We start from the raw sequence: 20,057 nt of genomic DNA, 5'->3' as shown, positions 1-20,057 counted from the left end.
GGTCTCACACCGCCGTGTAACCGCCGTCGACCACCAGAGCCGCGCCGTGCACGAAGCGGGCCTCGTCGCTCGCCAGGAACAGCACGGCGTTGGCAACGTCCTCCGGCTCACCGACGTGACCGATCGGATGCTTGGGCTCCATGATGTCGAGGTAGCCACGCAATCCGCCCTCGCTGCGTTCGGCCAGTTCACGCACGAACGGAGTCAGGATGGTGCCGGGGTGGACGGAGTTCACCCTGATCCCGTCGCGTCCGTACGTCACCGCGTCCTTCTTCGTCATGATCGTGACCGCGCCTTTGGCGGCGTGATACGGAGCCATCTCGTGCGATCCGACGAGTCCGTAGATCGACGAGATGTTGACGATGCTGCCACCGCCGTTGGACCGTAGATGCCCGATCGCGTGCTTGGTGCAGAAGAAGACGCCCTTCACGTCGACCGCGAAAACTGCGTCCCACTCTGCTTCGGTGACCTCGTGGGTGGGCTTGTCGACACCGGAGATGCCGGCGTTGTTGACGAGGATGTCGAGCTTTCCGAACTCTGCGGACACCTGCTCGAACACCGAGGACACTTCGGCTTCGTCGCTGACGTCCAATCGCCAGAACGCCGCCCGACCGCCCTGTTCCTCGATCAGTCGGACGGTCTCCAGTCCGTCCTTCTCGGAGACGTCGGTGACCGCGACGGCAGCACCTTGTGCAGCGAACAGCGTTGCCATGGCGCGGCCCATACCCTTGCCGGATCCGGTGACGATGGCGACTTTGTCGTTCAGACGAGACATGAAAGGTCCTCGGTGTCGTGTGCGTTCAGGGTTCAGAGAGTTGCATCGAAGGTGATGTGCACCTTGATGTTCTCGGCAGGCTTCTGTGCTTCGTCGAGAGCGGTGACGGCATCGTCGGCCGCGATTTCGCGCGTCACCAGTCCGCCGAGATCGAGTCCACTCCTGGCGATGAAGCGCAGCGTCGCCGGCCACACGCCCGGCGAGCCGATCGCGCCGCGGATGTCGAGTTCCTTGGATTGGATGAGACCCAGTTTCGCCGGTGCGGACCGTCCGACGTCGATGCCGATGTACACCACCCGTGCGCGATGCCCGGCGAGTTCCAGGGCACTGGCCATCACCTCGGGACGGCCCGTTGCCTCGATGACGACATCGGCACCTCGGCCGCCACTCACCTGCGCGAGTAGTTCGTCCACCTCGTCCGGGGTGACTGCATGTGCGGCACCGAGTTTCAATGCGGCCTGCCGACGTCCCTCGGAAGGTTCGACCACGATGGTCGTCGCCCCCATGGCTGCGCCGCCGGCAACGACGCCGAGCCCGATCGGTCCGGCTCCGAGCACGACGAGTACGTCGCTCGCGTTGACGTTTCCGGCGCGCATCAACCCGTAGTAGCCGCAACTGAACGGTTCGACGAGAGCACCGCTGGTGAACGAGACCTCATCGGGAAGCTTGTGCAGCCATGCAGGTTTGACGACGAAGAACTCTGCCGCTGCTCCGCTGATGGAGAATCCGAAGTGGTCCTCGCCGATGACGCATTCTCCGACGACACGGTCGCCCACCTCGAAACCGTCGACGTCGGCACCCACCTTCGCGACCTCACCGGACCACTCGTGGCCGGGAATGATCGGGTACTCGAACGGGATGATGTACCGGCCCTCGAGCAGTTCGATGTCGGAATGGCATACGCCGACCGATCGTGCGGCGATCAGAACCTCGTCCGCCGCAATGGTCGGGATGTCGATGTCGGAGACCTCGGCCCGGTTCTCTCCGACAAATCTGAGTGCTTTCACTGATGTCTCCTCTAGTGGGGCGTTCTTGTGCGAAACGTTAGTGCTTGCGAACCGAATTGCGCTGCTGCAGAGCGATGTACAGCACGGCGGCGACGATGACGATGGCGCCCTGCAGCCAGTACTGCCAGGCCGTATCCAGCCGCAGGAAGTTGGCGAGAGCCAGAATCACCTGCAGCAGAAGCGCTCCGAGCAGTACCGCAATGGGTGAACCGCTACCGCCGCGCAGCAGTGTTCCGGCGACGACGACCGCGGTGATGGCCGACAGGGTGAATCCGATTCCCTGGTTCGGGTCACCGACGCCGACCTGACCGACCAGCATGATTCCACCGAGCATCGTCATCAACGAGCAGCCTATGTAGGCCGCCGTGACGGTGAGGCCGGTACGGACGCCCATCTTTTCGGCGATCGCGCTATCGGATCCCGAAGCGCGGAGCGCTATTCCGGGCCGAGCGAAGCGCAGCACGACACCGAGCGCCACGGCTGCGAGTACCGCGACCACGAACGCCACGGGAACCGGACCGACGCTGTAGTTGATGACATCGAGAATGGCGAAGTCGACGTATCCGTCGATCTCCGGTCGCAGCAGCAGTGAGATTCCCTGAATACCGATGTAGGTCACCAGCGTTGCTGCCACGGCAGTGAAGCCGAGGCCGCGGATCAATCCGCCGTTGATTGCGCCGACGATGATCGCGGCGGCGACGGCCACGGCGACACCGGCCACCAAACTCCCCACCGACGCCCCGTCGAACCAGAAGAACGACATGATCACCAGCACCAGCCCGGTGAGAGGTCCCACCGACAGATCGATGCCGCCGGTCATCACCACAACCATCTGGCCCAGCGCGATGAAGCCGAGCGCCGTGGTGGTGAGCAGTACCGATACGAGGTTGGCTTCACCGAGGAATCGTGCGTTCTGCGTCGTGGCGATCAGGGACAGCAGAACGATGGCACCGAGGAGTGTGTACGCGGGCAGTGATCGAGCGATTTTGCTCGGAGGCTTGTCCACCGCCCCGACTCCCGTTGCCGCCGCAGCGCTTCGGTGTCCGGTGGCCGACACCATGGCGTGCATCATGTTGTGTTCGGTCACCGCGTCACCGCTGAGAGACTCGACGACGGCACCGCGGGAGACGACCAGAACCCGGTCGCACAACCCCTCGAGTTCGACAGCGTCGGAGGACAGCACGACGATCGCCATACCGTCGTCCGCGGCCGCTCGTAGCTGCGAATAGATCTCGGCGCGGGCTCCGGCGTCGACGCCCTGCGTCGGCTCCTCGGCCAGAATGAGCGTGGGCTCGGACAGTAACGCCCGGGCCAGGACCACCTTCTGCTGGTTGCCTCCGGAGAGGTTCCCCACCGAGGTCTCGACGCTCGGTGCCTTGACGGTCAGGGCCTTGGCCATCGCCGTCGTGAGTCGACTCTCGCGGCTCTTGTCGATGATGCCGTTGGACACGAATCGTCCGAACGCGCCGAGGGCGGAATTCTCCCGGATCGAGAACTCCGGCAACACACCTTCTCCTGCGCGATCGGCAGGCATGAATGCAATTCCGGCGCGGTGTGCGTCGGCGGACGACTTCAGCGTCAATCGATCACCGCCCAACCGAACTGTTCCGGTGGATTCGGACAGACCTGCCAGGGCACGGAGTATTGCGACCTGACCGTTGCCCGCGACACCGGCGAGACCGACGATCTCGCCCGCCCCGACCGTGAACGAGATGTCCTCGAAATCGGGACTCGACAGGTTCTCGACGACGAGTCCTTCCGCACTCGAACCGGTGCCCTTGGGTGGGAACACGGCGTCGACGTCGCGTCCGGCGATGAGCGTGATGATCTCGTCGTCGGTGAGTGACTGCGGATCGTAGGAACCCCGCACCCGGCCGTCGCGAAGAATGGTCATCGTGTCTGCCAGTTCCCGCACCTCGGGGATGCGGTGGGTGATGTAGACGACCGCGACCCCGGCTGCGGCGAACCGTCGCACCTGCTCGAAGAGCAGATCGACCTTGTCCTGCACCAGCGGTGCCGTCGGCTCGTCGAGAATGAGCACCTTCGTGTCGATCGCGAGCGCCTTGGCGATCTCGATCAGTTGACGCTCGGCGATGGGAAGGTCGCCGCACTTGGTGTCCGGGTGCACCGTGCACCCCACGACCGCCAGCTTCTCGGTGACCCACGGCCCCATCTCCGAAATCGAGGGGCGCAGGTTCCGAGGAATGGCCAGCACGAGATTCTCGGTGACCGTCAGGTCCGGCAACAGAGCGGGAGTCTGATGGACGATGGAGATCCCGAGCGCAAGAGCGTCGGCAGGCGTCAGGTCGGTGCGCTCGTCGCCCGCGACGACCACCGATCCCGAGGTCGGGCTCAGCGTCCCGGAGATGATCGACATCAGCGTCGACTTGCCTGCGCCGTTCTCACCCAGCAGCGCGTGCACCTGCCCCGGCCTGATGTCGATGTCGACACCGGCCAGCGCGGTCACCGGGCCGAAAGTCATCCCGATCCCGCGGACCTGAAGGTACGGCTCGGCGAGAGTGACTGTGGACGTGGATCTCTCGTTCATCGAAGCTCCTGACAGCACTGGCTGCGGTGTGATCGGACGTGTCATTGCAAAACCTCTCCGATGCGCTGGGGATCGAGTGCGGTCGACAGGAGCGCGTCCTCGGGCAGATCCGGCTCACAGATCGGTGCGCTCGGTACACCACTGATCGAGTCCTCGAAGGGAACCGGCACATCGACTTTCGACTCGGGGGCGATGCCCCCGGTGGCCTCGGCTACGACATGCTGGACGGCCAGTCGAACCATGTAGGTCTGCGAGGTCACCGTGAACAGCTCGAATCCGGGATTGGCGTCCTTCAGCTGCTCGTACTGGCACGACAGTCCGTTGGAATCGGCCGATGCGATCAGCGGGAGCGGCCGGCCTGCCTGCTGGAATGCCGTCATGATGCTGGTCGCGGCGAAGTCCGTCATGACCGCATCGATTTGGGGGTAACGCGAGAGCATGGTCGAGGTAGCCTGCTGGGTTTCTGCGGGCGTCCAGTTGGTGACGGTGAACGGCTGGTCGCCGATCAACTTGATGCCCGGATGATCGACCAGGACTTCCTGCATGCCCGCGTATTCCGCGAGATCCTAGGAGTTCGCGGGCGGTCCGCCGAGGAACAGAACGTTGCCCTCGCCGTTCGGCAGCGACTTCACCAGCCACTCGGCGTAGAGGCGGCCGATAGCACCGAAATCCGCGGCCACGAAGGTGGTGTACTCCGACCCCTCGGAGCCACCGGGAGAAACCCGGTACGGAACGACGGCGACGCCGGCCTTGTACTCGTAGCGCAGTGCCGGAAGAACGGCCTTGCCCGAGTCGGGAAACACGAGTATTCCGTCGACGCCCTGAGCGCCGAGGCTCTTGATGTCGGCGATCGCCTTCTGGGTGTCGCCCTGGGCATCGGTGGTGATGAAGTCCGTGACCGAGGAGCACTTCGCGAGTTCGTCCCGCAGTTCGGCGGCGTTGGTTCGTTTCCAGCTGTTTCCACCGCTACCGTCGGCGAACCCGATGACGGCCGGCGTCGGGCCACACCAGTCCGGCCGCGGCTCGCTGCTGGACACGGTCTCGAAGCCGCCCACCGAGCAGCCCGCGATCAGGGCGGCAACAGGCAGCAACGTCAGCATCCGCAAGGAATAGGTCTTGAGCGTCATCGATGGTGTCCTCGAGTCAGGGGGTAAGAACGAATGTCGTAGCGGGGCAGGTGCCGCGTGCCGGCCGTCACGACACCTCGACCGACTTACGCGGTTCCTCGACGGCACCGGCGCGACGTTTGCCTACGGGCCGAAAACCGCTGTGGAAGGCCACACCGAGGCCGAGCGCGAGAGCCTGAATGAGGATCTGCCAGCCGTAGGCGAGTCCCAGCGTCGACGCCAACCGGTCGACCTGGGTGAAGAACACTGCAGCGATCAACGAGGCGAGCACACTGCCCTTACCGCCGAGCAGCGATGTGCCACCGAGAACCACTGCGGCCACCGAGGGCAGAAGGTAGGTGTTGCCCTCACTGATTCCCGGTGTGTTGACGATGCCGGTCAACAACACACCGGCGACGGCGTACAGCACGGCGGCCACGGAATAGGCGCTCAACGTGTAGCGCAGCGGGGCGATGCCTGCCGCGACGGCGACCCGAGGATTGGCACCGACGGCCTCGAAGATGCGTCCGGTCGGGGTGAGCCGAACGACGATCCCGACGATGACGGTCAGAACGACCGCGACGACGACGGTCACCGGAACTCCGAGCACCGTCGAGCCGATGACATCCGACAGTCCGGTCGGGGTGCGGCGTGCAGCACCCTCGGAGACGGCCCAGGTAGCACCGATGAGCAGTGCATTCATGCCGAGGGTCGCGACGATCGGCGCAACGTTCAACCGCGCGACGACGAAGCCCGAGACTGCTCCGGCCACTGCAGAGATGAGCAGGGCTGCAACAACGGCCATGACGATCGCACCGGTCGTACCGCTACTGGCGAGCTTGGTGACCACGACGACCGACAGTGAGAACACGCCCGGCACCGAGAGGTCGATACCGCCTTGCTGCACGACCAGGGTCTGCCCGATCGCGACGACCGCGAGGATCGCCGCGAACGGCAACATCGCCGAGATCGCCCCACCGCTGACGCTCTGTGGCGCGAGTACTGCGCTGACCAGGAACAGCACGACGGTGGCGACTCCGATGGCGACGGCACCTCTCGCACGTCCGCTCAGAGCAGTGCGCACTACGTCCGTCTTCGCCCGTTCGTTGCCGGGACCAGGCCCGGCACCCGCCGTCGGGGCGGGGCCTCCAACCGTTTGACCGTGTGATGTCACGAGAGTTCTCCGATGATCGCGCAATGAGGGGTCGGTGCAGCCGACGGACGATTCGGATGCGATGGATCCGGCTGTACACATCGGGCCGGTCACATCGCACAGTGTCCACCGACGCTGCATGCAATGTCCTGTCCTGATTGAACTGTGCAGTGGGTCACTTTGTCAAGAGGCCGGTGCCGTGAACCACTTCTCGGGCCAGCCTGACTGCCGCGAGCTGCGCGAATGATGCAATCACAGTGCCGTCGGGTTCGCCGCACGACGGTTCGACTGGGCCGCGGACGGACAATTCAGGTGTTCGTTAATAGTTGACACCCGCCCTCGGTGTGCTTACCGTCTCAGCTACCGGCACATCTGCGGCCGCTCGACTTTCCAGGAGAATCCTCATGACACAGGCACAGGAACTCGATATCGACGCCATCAAGGCCACGATCTCCGAGCTCGAGAACAAGCGCTACACGGCGATCGTCGACGGCGACCTCGATGCCTTCGTGAGCTGCTGCCACCCGAACCTCGTGTACACCCACTCCGACGGCAGCCGCGACACGGTGGACTCGTACCTGAACAAGGTCACCTCGGGCTTCTACGTCTACCACCGCATCGACCACCCCACCGACGACATTCTCGTGTCGGGCGACACCGCAGTAGTCGTCGGCGAAATGAACGCGAGCATCACCGCCAACGGCAAGGAGAAGGAACTGGTGAACAACTCGATTGCGGTGTGGGTCAAGGAGAACGACGAGTGGCTGCTGCTCGCGTACCAGCCGACTCCGCGCCCCTCGCACTGATACACACTCGACTCACCGACACACCGGAGGCACGGATGCTCGAATTCGAGCACGACTCACTCGCTCAACGCGTTCTGTTCGGAGCGGGCAAGGCCGCATCCAACCTCGCTGCCGAGGTCACTCGACTCGACGCACAGTCGGTCATGGTGATCGCCGGCCCCGCCGAGACCGAGCTGGCTGAGTCGGTGTGCAGCGAGATCGAACCACGCCTGATGTATTCCGATGTGGTACAGCATGTTCCGATCGAGACAGCGGAGAAAGCACGCGCCGCGGCCCGTGAACACGACGTGGATCTGCTGGTCTCCATCGGCGGCGGTTCGACCACCGGTCTGGCCAAGGCCGTCGCTCTCACCAGCGGTATTCCCATTGTCGCCGTTCCCACCACATATGCGGGCTCGGAGGCCACGAACGTATGGGGACTGACGGAGTCCTCGCGCAAGACCACCGGCGTCGACGCGCGCGTACTCCCCACCACCGTGATCTACGACGTGCTCTCGCTGCTGACCCTTCCGGTGAAATTGAGTGTGGCGTCCGGGCTCAACGCCCTGGCGCATTCCGTCGACTCGATGTGGGCTCCGCGAGCGGATCCGATCAACTCGACTCTCGCGGTGGAGGCCATCACTGCGCTGTCCAGCGGGCTTCGAGACATCAAGCGAGATTCCGCCAGCCAATCCGGCCATGAGCAAACCCTCTACGGCGCTTACCTTTCCGCGGTCGCCTTCGCGTCCGCGGGATCCGGCTTGCATCACAAGATCTGCCATGTGCTCGGTGGCACGTACAACATGCCGCATGCCCAGACGCATGCGATCGTGCTGCCACACGTACTCGAGTACAACGCTCCATACGCGCCCGCGGCCGAGCAGCGCATCGCGGCTGCTTTCGGGACCTCCACTGCAGTGGAAGGACTGTGGTCGCTCCGCACCGAACTCGAGGCACCGACCGCGCTGCGCGACTACGGCCTCAAGGAGTCCGATCTCGACGAGGCCGTTGCGCTCGTTCTCGAAGCAGCCCCCGCGTCCAATCCGCGGCCGGTCACCGCTGAATCGCTCGAGGTTCTGCTCCATAATGTCTGGGCAGGAACGACTTCCGAGGACGAGGGACGCTGACATGGCTGACGACAACCGCACCGACATCTCCGCGGAGCAGAATGGCCGGGAGCGAGCACTGACCGACAAGGTCCTGGCCAGCTTTGCCGACACCCCCGATCCGCGACTGCGAGAACTTCTCACGGGATTGACCGAGCATCTCCACGCGTTCATCCGAGAAGTCCGACTGACCGAAGACGAGTGGACCACGGCCATCGAGTTCCTCACCGAGGTCGGTCACATCACCGATGATCGACGTCAGGAATTCATCCTGCTGTCCGACGTGTTCGGCGCGTCGATGCAGACGGTGACCGTCAACAACGAAGCGATCGCCGGCGAGACGGAATCGACTGTGTTCGGTCCGTTCTTCGTCGACGACGCCCCCGCGATCGAGTCGGGCGGTGACATCTCCCAGGGCGCACCGGGCCAGGCATGCTGGGTCGAGGGGACGGTCACCGATATCGCAGGCGACCCAGTTGCGAATGCTCGGATCGAGGTGTGGGAAGCGGACGACGACGGCTTCTACGACGTCCAGTACTCCGATGGACGGGTCGCCGCTCGTGGACACCTGTTCTCGGACGACAACGGGAAGTTCGCGTTCTGGGGCCTCACTCCGACTCCGTACCCGATTCCGTTCGACGGACCCGTCGGGCGGATGCTCGACGCCGCCGGGCGCTCGCCGATGCGGGCATCGCACCTGCACTTCATGGTGGCCGCCGAGGGCAAACGGACGCTGATCACCCACATCTTCGTGCGCGGCGACGAATTGCTCGAACGTGATTCGGTGTTCGGCGTCAAGGACTCGCTCGTCAAGGACTTCGTGGAACAGCCCGCGGGAACTCCCGCACCCGACGGTCGCGACCTTGGGGAAAACACCTGGTCGAGAGTCGAATTCGACATCGTTCTCGCACCGGATCGGCGCGCGAACGACGCAGGAGCCCAGCCCACGGTACCGAGCTCCGCTGTGCAGGCTTCGCTTCCAAACTAGATGTATGTGACACCACCCTGAGTCGTTGCTGAACTGGCCTGCGTTCTCAGCTGGACATCAAATCGTTTGCTATGCATAACGATTGGCGATCAGTCGACATGCTTGTGCGGTTTACCACCCGGCCGATCAGGGCTACATTTGCCGCACGAGCCGTCGAGTCGAGTGTCCAGGCTGGATGGGGATCGTCCTCAGTGGTCGGGAGCCATCGTGAGCGAAGCCATCGTCACCGAACTGTTCACATTCGTCGCGGCGCGGCCGCTGCAGCTGTACACCAAGCAGGACACCCTCGTCTACGCCATGCGCGACCCACAACTCGAGAACGATTCGGGACCTGTCGAGTTGATCTCGCTCGCCCAGCACCTCGCCGAACCCGGAGCGGCGGAAGCAGCGTGGAAGGAACTCGATCACAGAAACATCGAACAGTGGGCTCAGCAGCGGTGGGATCTCGAAGAGAAATGTCGGGTGCTCGCTCGCGACAACGGCAGCGACACGGTGGTCGAACTCGACGATATGTTGGTCGGCGCGCGCAGCACGTACACCTCGGCGGGTGGCAGAACACGGTCGATGAACTCCATCTGGCGGGCGATCTACACCGCGTTCGCACACGGACCGAATGCCGGGAAGATGCTCATCGAACCGGTCGCGGCTCTGCAACTGTTCCACCTCGTCGCCGGCACGCCGCAGGGCGGCACCGACGTCGGTGACGTCCTTCGACTGCTCGACTCGCGGGTGATGCTCGATCCTGCGTTCACCGACAATCTTCGACCGGTGCCGACATCCCCGCCTGTGCCGCCCCCGAACAGGGAGGACCGACCAGAACCGGAGGACGACTCGAAGTACCGCGAGCTCGCTCGGAATATCGTCTCTGCTGCGGCACTGATGTCCTACACCGCAGACTCGGCCGTCGCCAGAACCTCGCCAACCACACGACGGCGATCACCCACCCGAGACGAGATCGCCACGGGTGTGGACGAGGCCACCGACATCACCGAGGTGTCCACCGTCGCAAGCCTACGGAGCGCTGTGACAGTAGACCTCACGTCCACACAATCGAACCTGCTGGACAGACTGAGAATCGGGCAGAGCACTCCGATCCATGTCGCGCGACGCGAACTCGCCGACGAGCTCGACCGCATGTCGATCGAGGCCGCCGCACTGGACCCCGTCAGAGTATCCAACGCATTGGCGTTGGCCGCCAAGGACTTCGACGTCGAAGTCGTCCCCGCCCCGTCGAGTCTGTTGCAGCAGCAGATCGAGAAATTCGTCGACATCGACGTATCGATCCCGCCCCTGTCGGACAGAGGCGACGCGGACATGAGCGGCAAGATCACCACGATCGGCATCGGCGATCTGAAAGTGGTGAAGGAGACGTTGACGTCGTACGTGGCCGGTGAGATCGCGCATATCGAGAATGTGCTGGCCGGGGAGAAGCGCGACCGTATGCACCGTCGTCTCGATCGAACGGAGACCACCATCTTCGAGGCGACGGACGAGAACAAGGAATCGGAGCGGAGCCAGCAAACCACCGACCGGTTCGAGATCAAATCCGAGGCCGAGAAGACCATCCAGGAAGAAGCCGACTGGAAAGCCGGTGTCGAAGTGACCGGCTCGTACGGAATGGTCAAGGTAACGGCCACTGGGGAATTCGCCACCAAGGACTCGACGAAGGAGTCGACGAAAAACAGCTCTACCTTCGCCAGGGAGGTCGTCAGCAAGTCGTTGGACAAGGTGCAGAACCGGGTGCGGGCCGAGCGGACCACGAAGACGATCACCGAGGTGGAGGAGATCAACTCCACCGGTATCGTCAATACGGCACCGGGGTCCAAGAACATCAGCGGTATCTACCGGTGGGTCGACAAGAAGTATCGGGCACAGGTCTACAACTACGGATCGCGGGTGCTCATCGAACTCGTTCTGCCCGAGCCAGCCGCGCTCTACCGCTCCGCCGCGATGAACCCTCGCACGGACATCGGCATCGACCCTCCCCCGCCGTTGGTCTACACCGACATGCCGTCACCCGGTAACCACTATCCTGCGCTGAACTGGAACCACCTCACCAGTCTCAACTTCCGGCGGTACGCCAGCCGGTACGGATTGACCGAGATCGATTCTCCTCCGGACGAATTCGTGGTTGTATCCGTCACCCTGAAATCCGACGGCAAGATCATGGACGACGACGCGGTGATCATGTCGGCCGACGAAAAGTTCGTCGTTCCCATCGGATACGACATGGTGGGCTACGAGTTCTCGATGCACACCGTCAGGTGGGATCACCCCAATACCATCGTCAGCGTCAACCACTTCACCCACGCCATCGGTGAATCGAATACATCGAAGACGAAGCTATTCGCCGAATACGGGAACGCCTACCCGCCGGGGGTTTTCTACGCGGCCAGCGGGGAAAGAATTCCCGTCACGTTCTCCATCCACGACACCCAGACCGCATCGGCGACCGTCAGCGTCATCTGCCTTCGACGGCCCGATCACCTACGAGCGTGGCAGATGAAGACCTTCGGGAAGATCTACGCGCAGTACGAGATCAAGAAGCGGGCCTACGATCAGGCGGTGGCCGACCTGCGCGCCCGCTCGGACTCTGCCGTCGTCATCCGGGGCCACAACCCTGGAATCAACAAGTCCACCATCGCAACGGAGCTGAAGCGGCTCAGTATCAGCATGCTCACGGGACAACACTTCGACCGGTTCGGCGCAGTTCGCCACTATCAGGACGAGCCACGAATCGACTTCGACAAGGCACTGACGGACGGCCGGATAGTTCAGTTCTTCGAGCAAGCCTTCGAGTGGAACAACATGACGTACATGTTCTATCCGTACTTCTGGGGCAGACATTCCGAGTGGGACGACCTGATGGCCGGAGACAACCCCGATCCCCTCTTTCAGAACTTCTTGTCGGCCGGGTCGGTCCGGATCACCCTGCCTGCCCCGAGGGCATTCGAAGACATGATCCGCTACCTGCTGATGAACCCACACGGCAAACACGACCTGTCCGATCTGGTGTGGAAGGGCGGCCCACTTCCGGACCTGGACGACGATCTGTTTCGTTCACTCGCAGAGGAGACTCGGGACAAGACGGACGATCTCCAGGGAGCCGTCCCCGAGGGCACCCCCTGGACGTACAAGGTCCCTACGACCCTGGTCTGGTTGCAACAGGACGAGTCTCCGCTTCCGACGGCGATGGACCAATAGTGGCCAGGTGTGGGCAGTCCTCGCCGCTCAGTGAGCCCGATGTCGTCGGGATGATGGAGCGCTACGGACGAGCAGAGCACTTCGTGATCCAGGTCGATTTCTGTGCTCAGCCCTGGCGCGCACCACAAGTGGAGTTCAGCATTCCCGACGCGAGCAAAACTGGACGACTGTGGAACACGCTCGATGCTCTCCTGAGCAACATCACCTTCGCGTTGAACAGACTGACGAAAAAGGTGTCCGATCCCAAGCTCGATCGACCGGTCGGCTTCGCTGACATCGTCGATACCCACCTGCACGCCATCTGGGAAATCAAACCCAAGAAATTCATCGGGAAGGGGACGCCACCGGCCGTCGACTACGACACCCGCGCATCCAAGGAAGCCGAATGGTATGCCCACCATGCCAATCGACACTGCCTCTCGGTCATCGCCTGGCATCCGGGGATGAACTACTACCCACTGCGCCGAACGATCGACGGGTCCTCCGTGGTGTTCGAGTTCCGCCGCCCCGACAAACCCGTTGCCACGCTGATCGCCGATCAGTACCTGCCGGGGGCCGTGCTTTACCACTGGGAGATCGACGACAAGGAAGACCCCGACTACGTGTTCAGCTACAGCTGGGCGCTGCGCTCACTCGTCATCGAGAGGTACTTCCCGAGGGGCATGCCCAAGTACGCGTATCTGCCCGACCCCGCCCCGTTCGACATACCCATGCCGATCTTCACGGTCCCCGAGTTGTCGTCGACGGGGATCGTTGCGCCCCTGAACGGCTTCGTCGACGGCATCTCCGCTGCCATGAAAACCCTGTGCGCCGGACGTATCGTCGCCGGGGCTGCAGTGACCATGCTCCTCGACGAATCGACGTACGCGCGGGTGATGAGTACGCCCTCCGCGCAGTCGCAGACACTGCAGCAACAGACTCTGTCCGAGTTGCAGATAGCAGCACTGATCGGTGCTGTCGTGATCGTAGCGATCGTCATCGTGTTCGCGCCTGTCGCCGCTCCGGCGGCGGCAGCCGTGTTTGCCGCCGCCGAAACACTGGTGACATCCTTGGTGACGGTGAAGGTTGTGTCCTACGCAGTGGCCGGTGCGGTCGTCGGCCTGGTGCTCCTCACGTCCACCGACGCCGAAGCCAAGCCGATCCGACAGGGACCCATCGGCTCGCTGAACCGAGCACTCGCACAGTCCGGCAAGCAACTGGGGCCGATCACCGACGGCACGACCATCTTCACCCTGCTCGTTCCCCGAGCCGGCCCCAGCACCGGGACCGCGCCGGCCGAGGCATCGAACTCGAAATTGGCCACGTTGGAGCCGGTACTGCCGAAATACGAACTCCTCACCCCGCTCGAGGCATTGAGCATCCGGCTCGGGCAGAGCAAGACGATCGACGGCAAGAAATACGTCGTGGTGGCGATTGCCCGGTAGCACTGGCGATCTGCCCGAGGACCAGCAGTGCGACGGGTGACAGGAAGCGTAGGACGGTCCACCGGTACCGCTGCCAGGGTGGAGTTTTCGACGAGACGGCCACAGGGTCTGCATTGGGTACGACGCTGTGCCGCGTGTCCACCGATTCACGTGCCTTCCACATGATGACGATCAGCTTCGATTCACCACGATCCGTCAATGCCTGTCCGAGGACGGGGCTCGAATAAGCGTGAATTCGGTCCGGGCAGAATAGCTCTCATGACCGTCGAGCCCATTCACACCGAACGCCTGACGCTTCGTCTGTACGAACCCGACGACGCGGACAGGATTCTCGCGTACTACAGCGACCCGGAAGTGTGCCGCTATCTGCTGCACGAGGCCTGGACACATGCCGATGCCGTTGCAGCCGTGGGCAAACGGATGAAGCGATCAGGACTGCACACCCAGGCGCTCGCGATGGTCGTCGAACACGAGGGAACGGTGGTGGGCAACGCCGAGGCATGGTTGGTCGACGGTTCCCCGGCCCTCGTCGAGCTCGGGTGGACATTCTCCCCCGACGTGGCCGGTCGTGGTTACGCCACCGAGGCGGTCAACGCGTTGGTCGAGCACGTGTTCTCGCTCCCCCAAATCCACAGGATCAGCGCACAGCTGGATGGTCGGAACGACGCGTCGGCCCGGTTGGCGGCCCGAGTAGGGATGCGTCAGGAAGCGCACTTTCGCCAGAACTGGTGGTGCAAAAGTGAATGGACGGACACCCTCGTGTACGCGATGTTGCGCGAGGATCGCTGACCGCTACAGCAGATCCGGAACGTCCAGGATCGTGACGCCTGTTTCTTCGTGCCACCGCTGCAGCAGATCCGCCCGGTCGGACAGTCCGGTCGTAACCTTCACTGCATGGCGATGTCCCTCACCGCCCGCACCTGCTTCACCGAATAGCGCAATACACCGACCAGAACGTTCGAGCTCGTGGCGCGCCCAATACCGCAGACCGTCGAAACCCGCCGCACGTAACGCGACCGCCCACCGCTGGGTCAACGGATAATCCGCAGTCGAAAAGATCTCAGCCGTCACGCCGAACGCAACACCGGTGTTGGCAGTCAGATCGGCGAGCGTGACATCGGAACCCAGCGTGATCGCCGACGCAGCGCGCACATCGACCTCGTACCTCGGCACCACGAGTTGACCGCCGAAAATCTCCAGAAGCGTCACCACTTCGTCCTCCGCCAAGTAGCACGTGCCGTCGGGCTCATCGAGGTCGAACCTGCCGCCACCGCTCGACGAGTACCACCACGTTCCCAGACCGGCCCGATGCGACCTGAACAGCTCCGTCCCGGCCGGGTACGTGTACGACGGAAATCGCCCCGCCAATTCCCTTACGGGCTTGGGCTCGGACAGATGAACGACAGTGCGCTCGGAACTCACGCCGCAAGGCGACTGGCAGCAGCCCGGCCCGCGCGAGCTACGACCGGCACATCACCATCGAGAAGAGCACGCCGAGGTGTGCGGCCACCCAACTCGGGCTGCTCGGTGGCCAACCACGCAGCCGTCGACCATCCTTGCGGATCGACCTCCGCCCACACCCGAAGCACCTCTTGGAGACCGACAATCGGCTTTGCCGGACGGTCGTCGGTGAACCCGGCCGCGGCATACCCGTACTTGCCGTTACCACCTGTCAATCGCAGAACGCGATGGTCGCGCACAGCCTTGCTCAGAGCAGCACGAGTCCAACCCGCTACTGCGAGAGCCTCACTCGGAGTCAAGATCTCACCCACGTGCTCGCTCCACGCACGACGCGCCTTCAAACCGTTGACGATGCCCTCGAGACCTGCCCTCGCGTACGCCAGATCACGTTCGTCAGGCGCGCCGCTGGCCTCGACCAGCCGGTGGGCCATGACCTCGAAATCCTTCTCGACTGTGGACATGCCCCGATAGTCCCCCTCCACTGCCTCGATGTCAACCATGTCAACTTGGCTCGGTAACCGGACGGGACCTGACGCGTTCACCTCCGGAACACCTGCGGTTCGGTTGCTCGATATCGACCGGTGACCGGAGTGCGACAGTCTCGGCAGACTTCGTTTCTCGAACTCATGGGAGTTTCACCGATGGCCTCGCTTCGTAGAGCTGCACTGTTGGGCGCACTTGCATTGATCTCTGTTGTGTCCACGTCGATGGGTGCCGTTGCCACGGCCGCGCCGGCGAGGACTATGTCGCCGTTGTGTCAGGTCGCAGGCCTGCTTCCCTCCGGATCTTCGGCGGGCCTCGGTTACCAATGTGCCGAAGCGGGTGAGCTTCTCGATCTCACGATCGGTGAGGTGCGCGCGACGCAGCCCTCGCTCGGGTACGACGAGGTGTACTACAAGCTCGGTCGCTACACACTCGGCAAGGACGAAATCAACAAGAAATTCGACGACTGGTGCGAGGCCAACGGCCAGGAAGAGGCCGCCTCCGCGTTGCCCGATGCACGACTGGACAATCCGTCGTCGTTCACCTGCACCGTCCCCGTCGGCCAGGAAACGCCCGACACCATCGCGCCGATGAAGACTGTCGTCATCGGGCCGGGTGGCGTGCCGTACCTGACCGACGGACACCACACTCTGACCTCGTTCTACGAATCAGCCGACGGTGGACCGAACCTGCATTTGCGTCTGCGGGTGGTCGCGAACCTCAGCGACCTGACCACTGCCGATTTCTGGGCGCGAATGAAAGCCGAGAAGTGGGTGTGGAACTACGATGTCGACGGCAACGAGGTTCCGGTGGAACAACTGCCGTCGGGAGTCGGTCTCGCCAAGTTCCAGAACGACGAGTACCGCAGCCTGACGTACTTCGCCCGAGACATCGGCTTCACACCCGGCTCGATCCCGTTCCAGGAATTCTATTGGGGCGCATGGGTTCGTGACTCCGGTGCCGTCGACATCAGTGGGTGGGACAGCACCAACCTGGCGAGCTACCTGAGCACCGTCGAATCGGTGTCGCGCGCTCAGGTCGCCGCACCGAAAGACGCGGTGATCGACAGTGGCCGCACCGCAGCGGAACTCGGCGCTCTGGGCGCGTGGAACGACGGGAAGGCAGCCTCCAAGGGCGAATTCGGAAAGCTGTCGGCACCGTACTCGGACGACAAGCCCGGCAAACTGGCCTACGCATTGCAGTACAAGATGGGACTGCCGAGGTAGTTCGTCCTTCGACCCGACCGGTGCCAGGTCAGGTACGACAGTTCGAGGTCGCGTGGCCTAGTTGGTTTCGATGCGGTCCAAGTAGGCCTTTCGAGCATTGTTGTCGACATCCTGGAGCAGGACGTGCTCGGCGCGCAAGACTTTGATGATCGGAGCGAGCATTCGGCGCGGCAATACATTCTGAAGCTGACTGACCTTGCCGGCGAGACGAGTCACCCGAACCTGTGGCTTCGGGTGGGCGATGAGATCGGCGATCGCGTCGGCAATCTCCTGTGGTTCCGCGTTGCGCAGCAACTTCGGCTTGCCGGCACCTGCCGTCAACTCCGTATTCACGAATGTCGGCATGACGCAGGAGAATTCGACTCCACTGTTGCGGTATTCCCGGCGCAGTGTCTCGGTGAGTGCCTTCACGGCGTGCTTCGTCCCGCAGTACGCGGCCACACCGGGGAAGTAGCCTTCCCCGGCCAGTGACGCGATATTGATGACGTGACCAGCGCGGCGCGGCAGCATCCGTTGCAGTGCCTGCTTCGAACCCCACATCACGCCGAGGACGTTGATCTCGACCTGACGTCGGGTGATCTTGTCCGACTCCTCATGGAACCAGCCGGTCGGCATGATGCCGGCGTTGTTGACCAGGACGTCGATGGGACCGAGTTCGGACTCGACCATATCCAAGAACTCGGCAAACGAAGCCGGGTCCGTGACGTCCAGTCGCGCGTACGCCGTGATGTCGAGTTCGGTGACAGCCTCTTTCATCTGCACTTCGTCGATGTCACCGATCGCGACGCGGGCACCGTCTGCGACAAGGCGCTTGGCCGTGTCGAAGCCGATGCCACGGGCACCGCCCGTGATTGCGATTACCTTGCCGGAGATTGTGCTGCTCATGCGTTGTCCTTGTCGTTTGTGCGGCCGAGAATTCGGCCGAGGTCTCGTGCAACCAACATGCGCAGCAGTCCACCCACTGCTTTCATTTTGGTCGGGCTGTAGGGATACCAGAGTGGTTCGGCATGCAACGTCGGAATGCGCGGTGCCGTGATCGACTGAACCCGGCAGTACTTCCGAACGCCTTGTGCCCCACCCAAACGCGCCCCGACGCCGGAGTCCTTCCATCCGCCGTGCGGCAGCCCGAATTCGAATAAGTTGATGAAGGCGTCGTTGATGTTGACTGCGCCGGCCTCGATCTGTCGCGCAACGGCCATGCCGCGTTTGATATCACTGGTCCACACCGTTGCCGACAGGCCGAACGGTGAGTCGTTCGCCAGCCGGATCGCCTCGGCCTCATCGGCCACTTTCATCACCGGGATCGTCGGACCGAATGTCTCCTCCCGCATGCAGGCCATCGAATGGTCCACGTTCACAAGGACAGTGGGCTCATAGAACGTGCCGGTTACGCCCTGCTTTCCTCCGGTCACAGCACGCGCCCCCGCTGCGATGGCCGAGGTGACTTGACCGTCGACGATTGTCTGCTGATCCGTAGTCGCCAATGCGCCCACGTCGTGGGCAAAGGACCGGTCGTCGGCACCTTGGCGTAGCGAGCCGACCTTCCGTGCGAGCTTTGCGACGAACTCGTCGTAGATCGGGGCTTCTACGTACACACGTTCGACAGAGATACACACCTGCCCAGAGTTCATCAGTCCGCCCCAAGTCACCCCGTTGACCGCCCGATCGACGTCGGCGTCGGCCAGCACGATCGCCGGATCCTTACCGCCGAGTTCGAGGCTGTACGGCTTGAGTTGCCCGGCGCAGGCCTGGGCGATCTTGCGACCAGTCGGGGTGGAACCGGTGAACTGGACGTAGTCGACCGCGTCGACAACCGCTTCGCCAGTAGCGCCCAGCCCGGTGACAATTCTCAGTATCGGCGGCGCGCCGATGTCGGTCCAGCCGCGCTCGATCAGCTGCGCAGTCAGCGGTGTCACCTCCGACGGCTTGATCAGCACGGCAGCACCGGCCATCAGTGCGGGGATGCCGTCGATCAGCGGCATGACCAGCGGAAAATTCCATGGGGTGATGATTCCGACGACAGGATAGGGCCGAAAAACCTTGAGCATCTTCTTCTGTATCGTCATCAGACCATGCGCCCCGACCGGCTCGTCGGCCAGGAATTTCGCACCGTTGGAGTTGTAGTAGTTGATCAAATCGGCCATCATCGGCGCTTCGATCCGAGCCTCGGCCCGGGGTTTTCCGGTCTCGGACTGCAATACATCGGCGATCTCGTCGGCGTGATCGAGCAGCCAGTCGCGGAACTTCGCCAACCACGTGCTGCGCCCCTTGGCTCCGAGTGCCTCCCACGCAGGCTGCGCTGCGCGCACGTCACCGACGATCCGTTCCACTTCGGCTCTACCGACGTTCGGTACCGTTCCGACCGCTCGGCCGTCTGCCGGATTCACGATCTCGATCTGCGGGTCTGTCGTAGTTGCGGACACTGTCCCTCTACTCCTCGATGGCAACAAGAAGTCCATCGTCATTCTTTTCGGAGTGCGTCGATAGAGAGAAATATCCAAGTAGCCGAGTCACGATTGTGCGCGGTGCACAATTGTGGGGTGACCGATTTCAACCCGACCTCCTGGATCGGCGAGCTCGCGGCGAATCTGGTGAAGACGAGCGACGTTGCCGCCGTCATACAACGTCTCAACGACGAAATCGCGGCGGAACTGCCCCTGTTCGACTCCGACCTCGAGCTTCGCCGCGACCTCGACGCCAGCACCGCAGGACAACTGCGGGCCTTCGTCGCGTATTTGCTTGCCGATGCCGATGACGTGCGTCCTGCAGTCGAGGCTGTGCACCTCGCCTG

Annotated in this window: 15 protein-coding genes and 1 pseudogene; 7 read left to right on the top strand and 9 right to left on the bottom strand. The window is 63.1% G+C overall.

Annotation, left to right across the window (positions count from 1 at the left end; all coding sequences use genetic code 11):
- Window positions 1-4: 4 nt before the first annotated feature.
- From AABD04_RS07465 to AABD04_RS07445, 5 genes and pseudogenes are all read right to left on the bottom strand, one after another.
- Entirely contained in the window at window positions 5-775 is a 771-nt protein-coding gene (locus AABD04_RS07465) for an SDR family NAD(P)-dependent oxidoreductase (RefSeq protein ID WP_341440705.1), read from the bottom strand.
- Between the two features lie 32 nt (window positions 776-807).
- Window positions 808-1,782: a zinc-dependent alcohol dehydrogenase gene (locus AABD04_RS07460; protein ID WP_341440704.1), complete on the bottom strand. Its 975-nt coding sequence runs from the start codon at window positions 1,780-1,782 to the stop codon at window positions 808-810.
- Between the two features lie 37 nt (window positions 1,783-1,819).
- Entirely contained in the window at window positions 1,820-4,330 is a 2,511-nt protein-coding gene (locus tag AABD04_RS07455) for an ATP-binding cassette domain-containing protein (RefSeq protein ID WP_341440703.1), read from the bottom strand.
- A 41-nt stretch (window positions 4,331-4,371) separates the two neighbouring features.
- Window positions 4,372-5,430, bottom strand: a pseudogene (locus AABD04_RS07450) (substrate-binding domain-containing protein).
- A 94-nt stretch (window positions 5,431-5,524) separates the two neighbouring features.
- Window positions 5,525-6,520: an ABC transporter permease gene (locus AABD04_RS07445; protein ID WP_341440702.1), complete on the bottom strand. Its 996-nt coding sequence runs from the start codon at window positions 6,518-6,520 to the stop codon at window positions 5,525-5,527.
- A gap of 473 nt (window positions 6,521-6,993) precedes the next feature.
- On the opposite strand from AABD04_RS07445, the gene AABD04_RS07440 reads away from it, so the two are divergent.
- The 6 genes from AABD04_RS07440 (at window position 6,994) to AABD04_RS07415 (ending at window position 14,885) form a co-directional block, all read left to right on the top strand.
- Window positions 6,994-7,395, top strand: coding sequence for a nuclear transport factor 2 family protein (locus tag AABD04_RS07440; protein ID WP_341440701.1), 402 nt, complete (start codon window positions 6,994-6,996; stop codon window positions 7,393-7,395).
- Between the two features lie 35 nt (window positions 7,396-7,430).
- On the top strand, window positions 7,431-8,501 hold the full coding sequence (locus tag AABD04_RS07435; RefSeq protein ID WP_341442984.1) for a maleylacetate reductase: 1,071 nt from the start codon (window positions 7,431-7,433) through the stop codon (window positions 8,499-8,501).
- A gap of 1 nt (window position 8,502) precedes the next feature.
- Window positions 8,503-9,468 carry a dioxygenase family protein gene (locus AABD04_RS07430; protein WP_341440700.1) on the top strand — a complete coding sequence of 322 codons (966 nt, stop codon included), beginning with the start codon at window positions 8,503-8,505 and terminating at the stop codon, window positions 9,466-9,468.
- A 207-nt stretch (window positions 9,469-9,675) separates the two neighbouring features.
- Window positions 9,676-12,672 carry a hypothetical protein gene (locus tag AABD04_RS07425; RefSeq protein ID WP_341440699.1) on the top strand — a complete coding sequence of 999 codons (2,997 nt, stop codon included), beginning with the start codon at window positions 9,676-9,678 and terminating at the stop codon, window positions 12,670-12,672.
- Window positions 12,672-14,096, top strand: coding sequence for a hypothetical protein (locus tag AABD04_RS07420; protein ID WP_341440698.1), 1,425 nt, complete (start codon window positions 12,672-12,674; stop codon window positions 14,094-14,096). The genes AABD04_RS07425 and AABD04_RS07420 overlap by 1 nt, the downstream gene beginning before the upstream one ends.
- Before the next feature lie 258 nt (window positions 14,097-14,354).
- Window positions 14,355-14,885 carry a GNAT family N-acetyltransferase gene (locus AABD04_RS07415; protein ID WP_341440697.1) on the top strand — a complete coding sequence of 177 codons (531 nt, stop codon included), beginning with the start codon at window positions 14,355-14,357 and terminating at the stop codon, window positions 14,883-14,885.
- A 3-nt stretch (window positions 14,886-14,888) separates the two neighbouring features.
- On the opposite strand, the gene AABD04_RS07410 is transcribed toward AABD04_RS07415, so the two are convergent.
- Together AABD04_RS07410 and AABD04_RS07405 are read right to left on the bottom strand one after the other, a co-directional pair.
- Window positions 14,889-15,518 carry an RES family NAD+ phosphorylase gene (locus AABD04_RS07410; RefSeq protein WP_341440696.1) on the bottom strand — a complete coding sequence of 210 codons (630 nt, stop codon included), beginning with the start codon at window positions 15,516-15,518 and terminating at the stop codon, window positions 14,889-14,891.
- Entirely contained in the window at window positions 15,515-16,018 is a 504-nt protein-coding gene (locus tag AABD04_RS07405) for a hypothetical protein (protein WP_341440695.1), read from the bottom strand. Before AABD04_RS07405 ends, AABD04_RS07410 begins: the two co-directional genes overlap by 4 nt.
- Window positions 16,019-16,198: 180 nt before the next feature.
- Here AABD04_RS07405 and AABD04_RS07400 point away from each other — a divergent pair, with 180 nt between their 5' ends.
- Window positions 16,199-17,266: a ParB/Srx family N-terminal domain-containing protein gene (locus tag AABD04_RS07400; RefSeq protein WP_341440694.1), complete on the top strand. Its 1,068-nt coding sequence runs from the start codon at window positions 16,199-16,201 to the stop codon at window positions 17,264-17,266.
- A gap of 57 nt (window positions 17,267-17,323) precedes the next feature.
- On the opposite strand, the gene AABD04_RS07395 is transcribed toward AABD04_RS07400, so the two are convergent.
- Both AABD04_RS07395 and AABD04_RS07390 read right to left on the bottom strand, forming a co-directional pair.
- Window positions 17,324-18,151, bottom strand: coding sequence for an SDR family oxidoreductase (locus tag AABD04_RS07395; RefSeq protein ID WP_341440693.1), 828 nt, complete (start codon window positions 18,149-18,151; stop codon window positions 17,324-17,326).
- Window positions 18,148-19,731 (bottom strand): aldehyde dehydrogenase family protein, encoded by a 1,584-nt coding sequence (locus tag AABD04_RS07390; RefSeq protein ID WP_423228125.1) that lies wholly within the window; start codon window positions 19,729-19,731, stop codon window positions 18,148-18,150. Before AABD04_RS07390 ends, AABD04_RS07395 begins: the two co-directional genes overlap by 4 nt.
- Window positions 19,732-20,057 lie beyond the last annotated feature (326 nt).

This window comes from Rhodococcoides navarretei, from assembly GCF_038069675.1.
GTDB classification, from domain to species: Bacteria; Actinomycetota; Actinomycetes; order Mycobacteriales; family Mycobacteriaceae; genus Rhodococcoides; species Rhodococcoides navarretei.
This window is presented reverse-complemented; position numbering and strand designations above follow the sequence as displayed.

Coding starts and splice junctions, on each gene's coding strand:
- AABD04_RS07465 (WP_341440705.1), bottom strand. CDS start 775: ATGTCTCGTCTGAACGACAAAGTCGCCATCGTCACCGGATCCGGCAAG.
- AABD04_RS07455 (WP_341440703.1), bottom strand. CDS start 4,330: ATGAACGAGAGATCCACGTCCACAGTCACTCTCGCCGAGCCGTACCTT.
- AABD04_RS07440 (WP_341440701.1), top strand. CDS start 6,994: ATGACACAGGCACAGGAACTCGATATCGACGCCATCAAGGCCACGATC.
- AABD04_RS07435 (WP_341442984.1), top strand. CDS start 7,431: ATGCTCGAATTCGAGCACGACTCACTCGCTCAACGCGTTCTGTTCGGA.
- AABD04_RS07430 (WP_341440700.1), top strand. CDS start 8,503: ATGGCTGACGACAACCGCACCGACATCTCCGCGGAGCAGAATGGCCGG.
- AABD04_RS07415 (WP_341440697.1), top strand. CDS start 14,355: ATGACCGTCGAGCCCATTCACACCGAACGCCTGACGCTTCGTCTGTAC.
- AABD04_RS07405 (WP_341440695.1), bottom strand. CDS start 16,018: ATGTCCACAGTCGAGAAGGATTTCGAGGTCATGGCCCACCGGCTGGTC.
- AABD04_RS07400 (WP_341440694.1), top strand. CDS start 16,199: ATGGCCTCGCTTCGTAGAGCTGCACTGTTGGGCGCACTTGCATTGATC.
- AABD04_RS07395 (WP_341440693.1), bottom strand. CDS start 18,151: ATGAGCAGCACAATCTCCGGCAAGGTAATCGCAATCACGGGCGGTGCC.
- AABD04_RS07390 (WP_423228125.1), bottom strand. CDS start 19,731: ATGACGATGGACTTCTTGTTGCCATCGAGGAGTAGAGGGACAGTGTCC.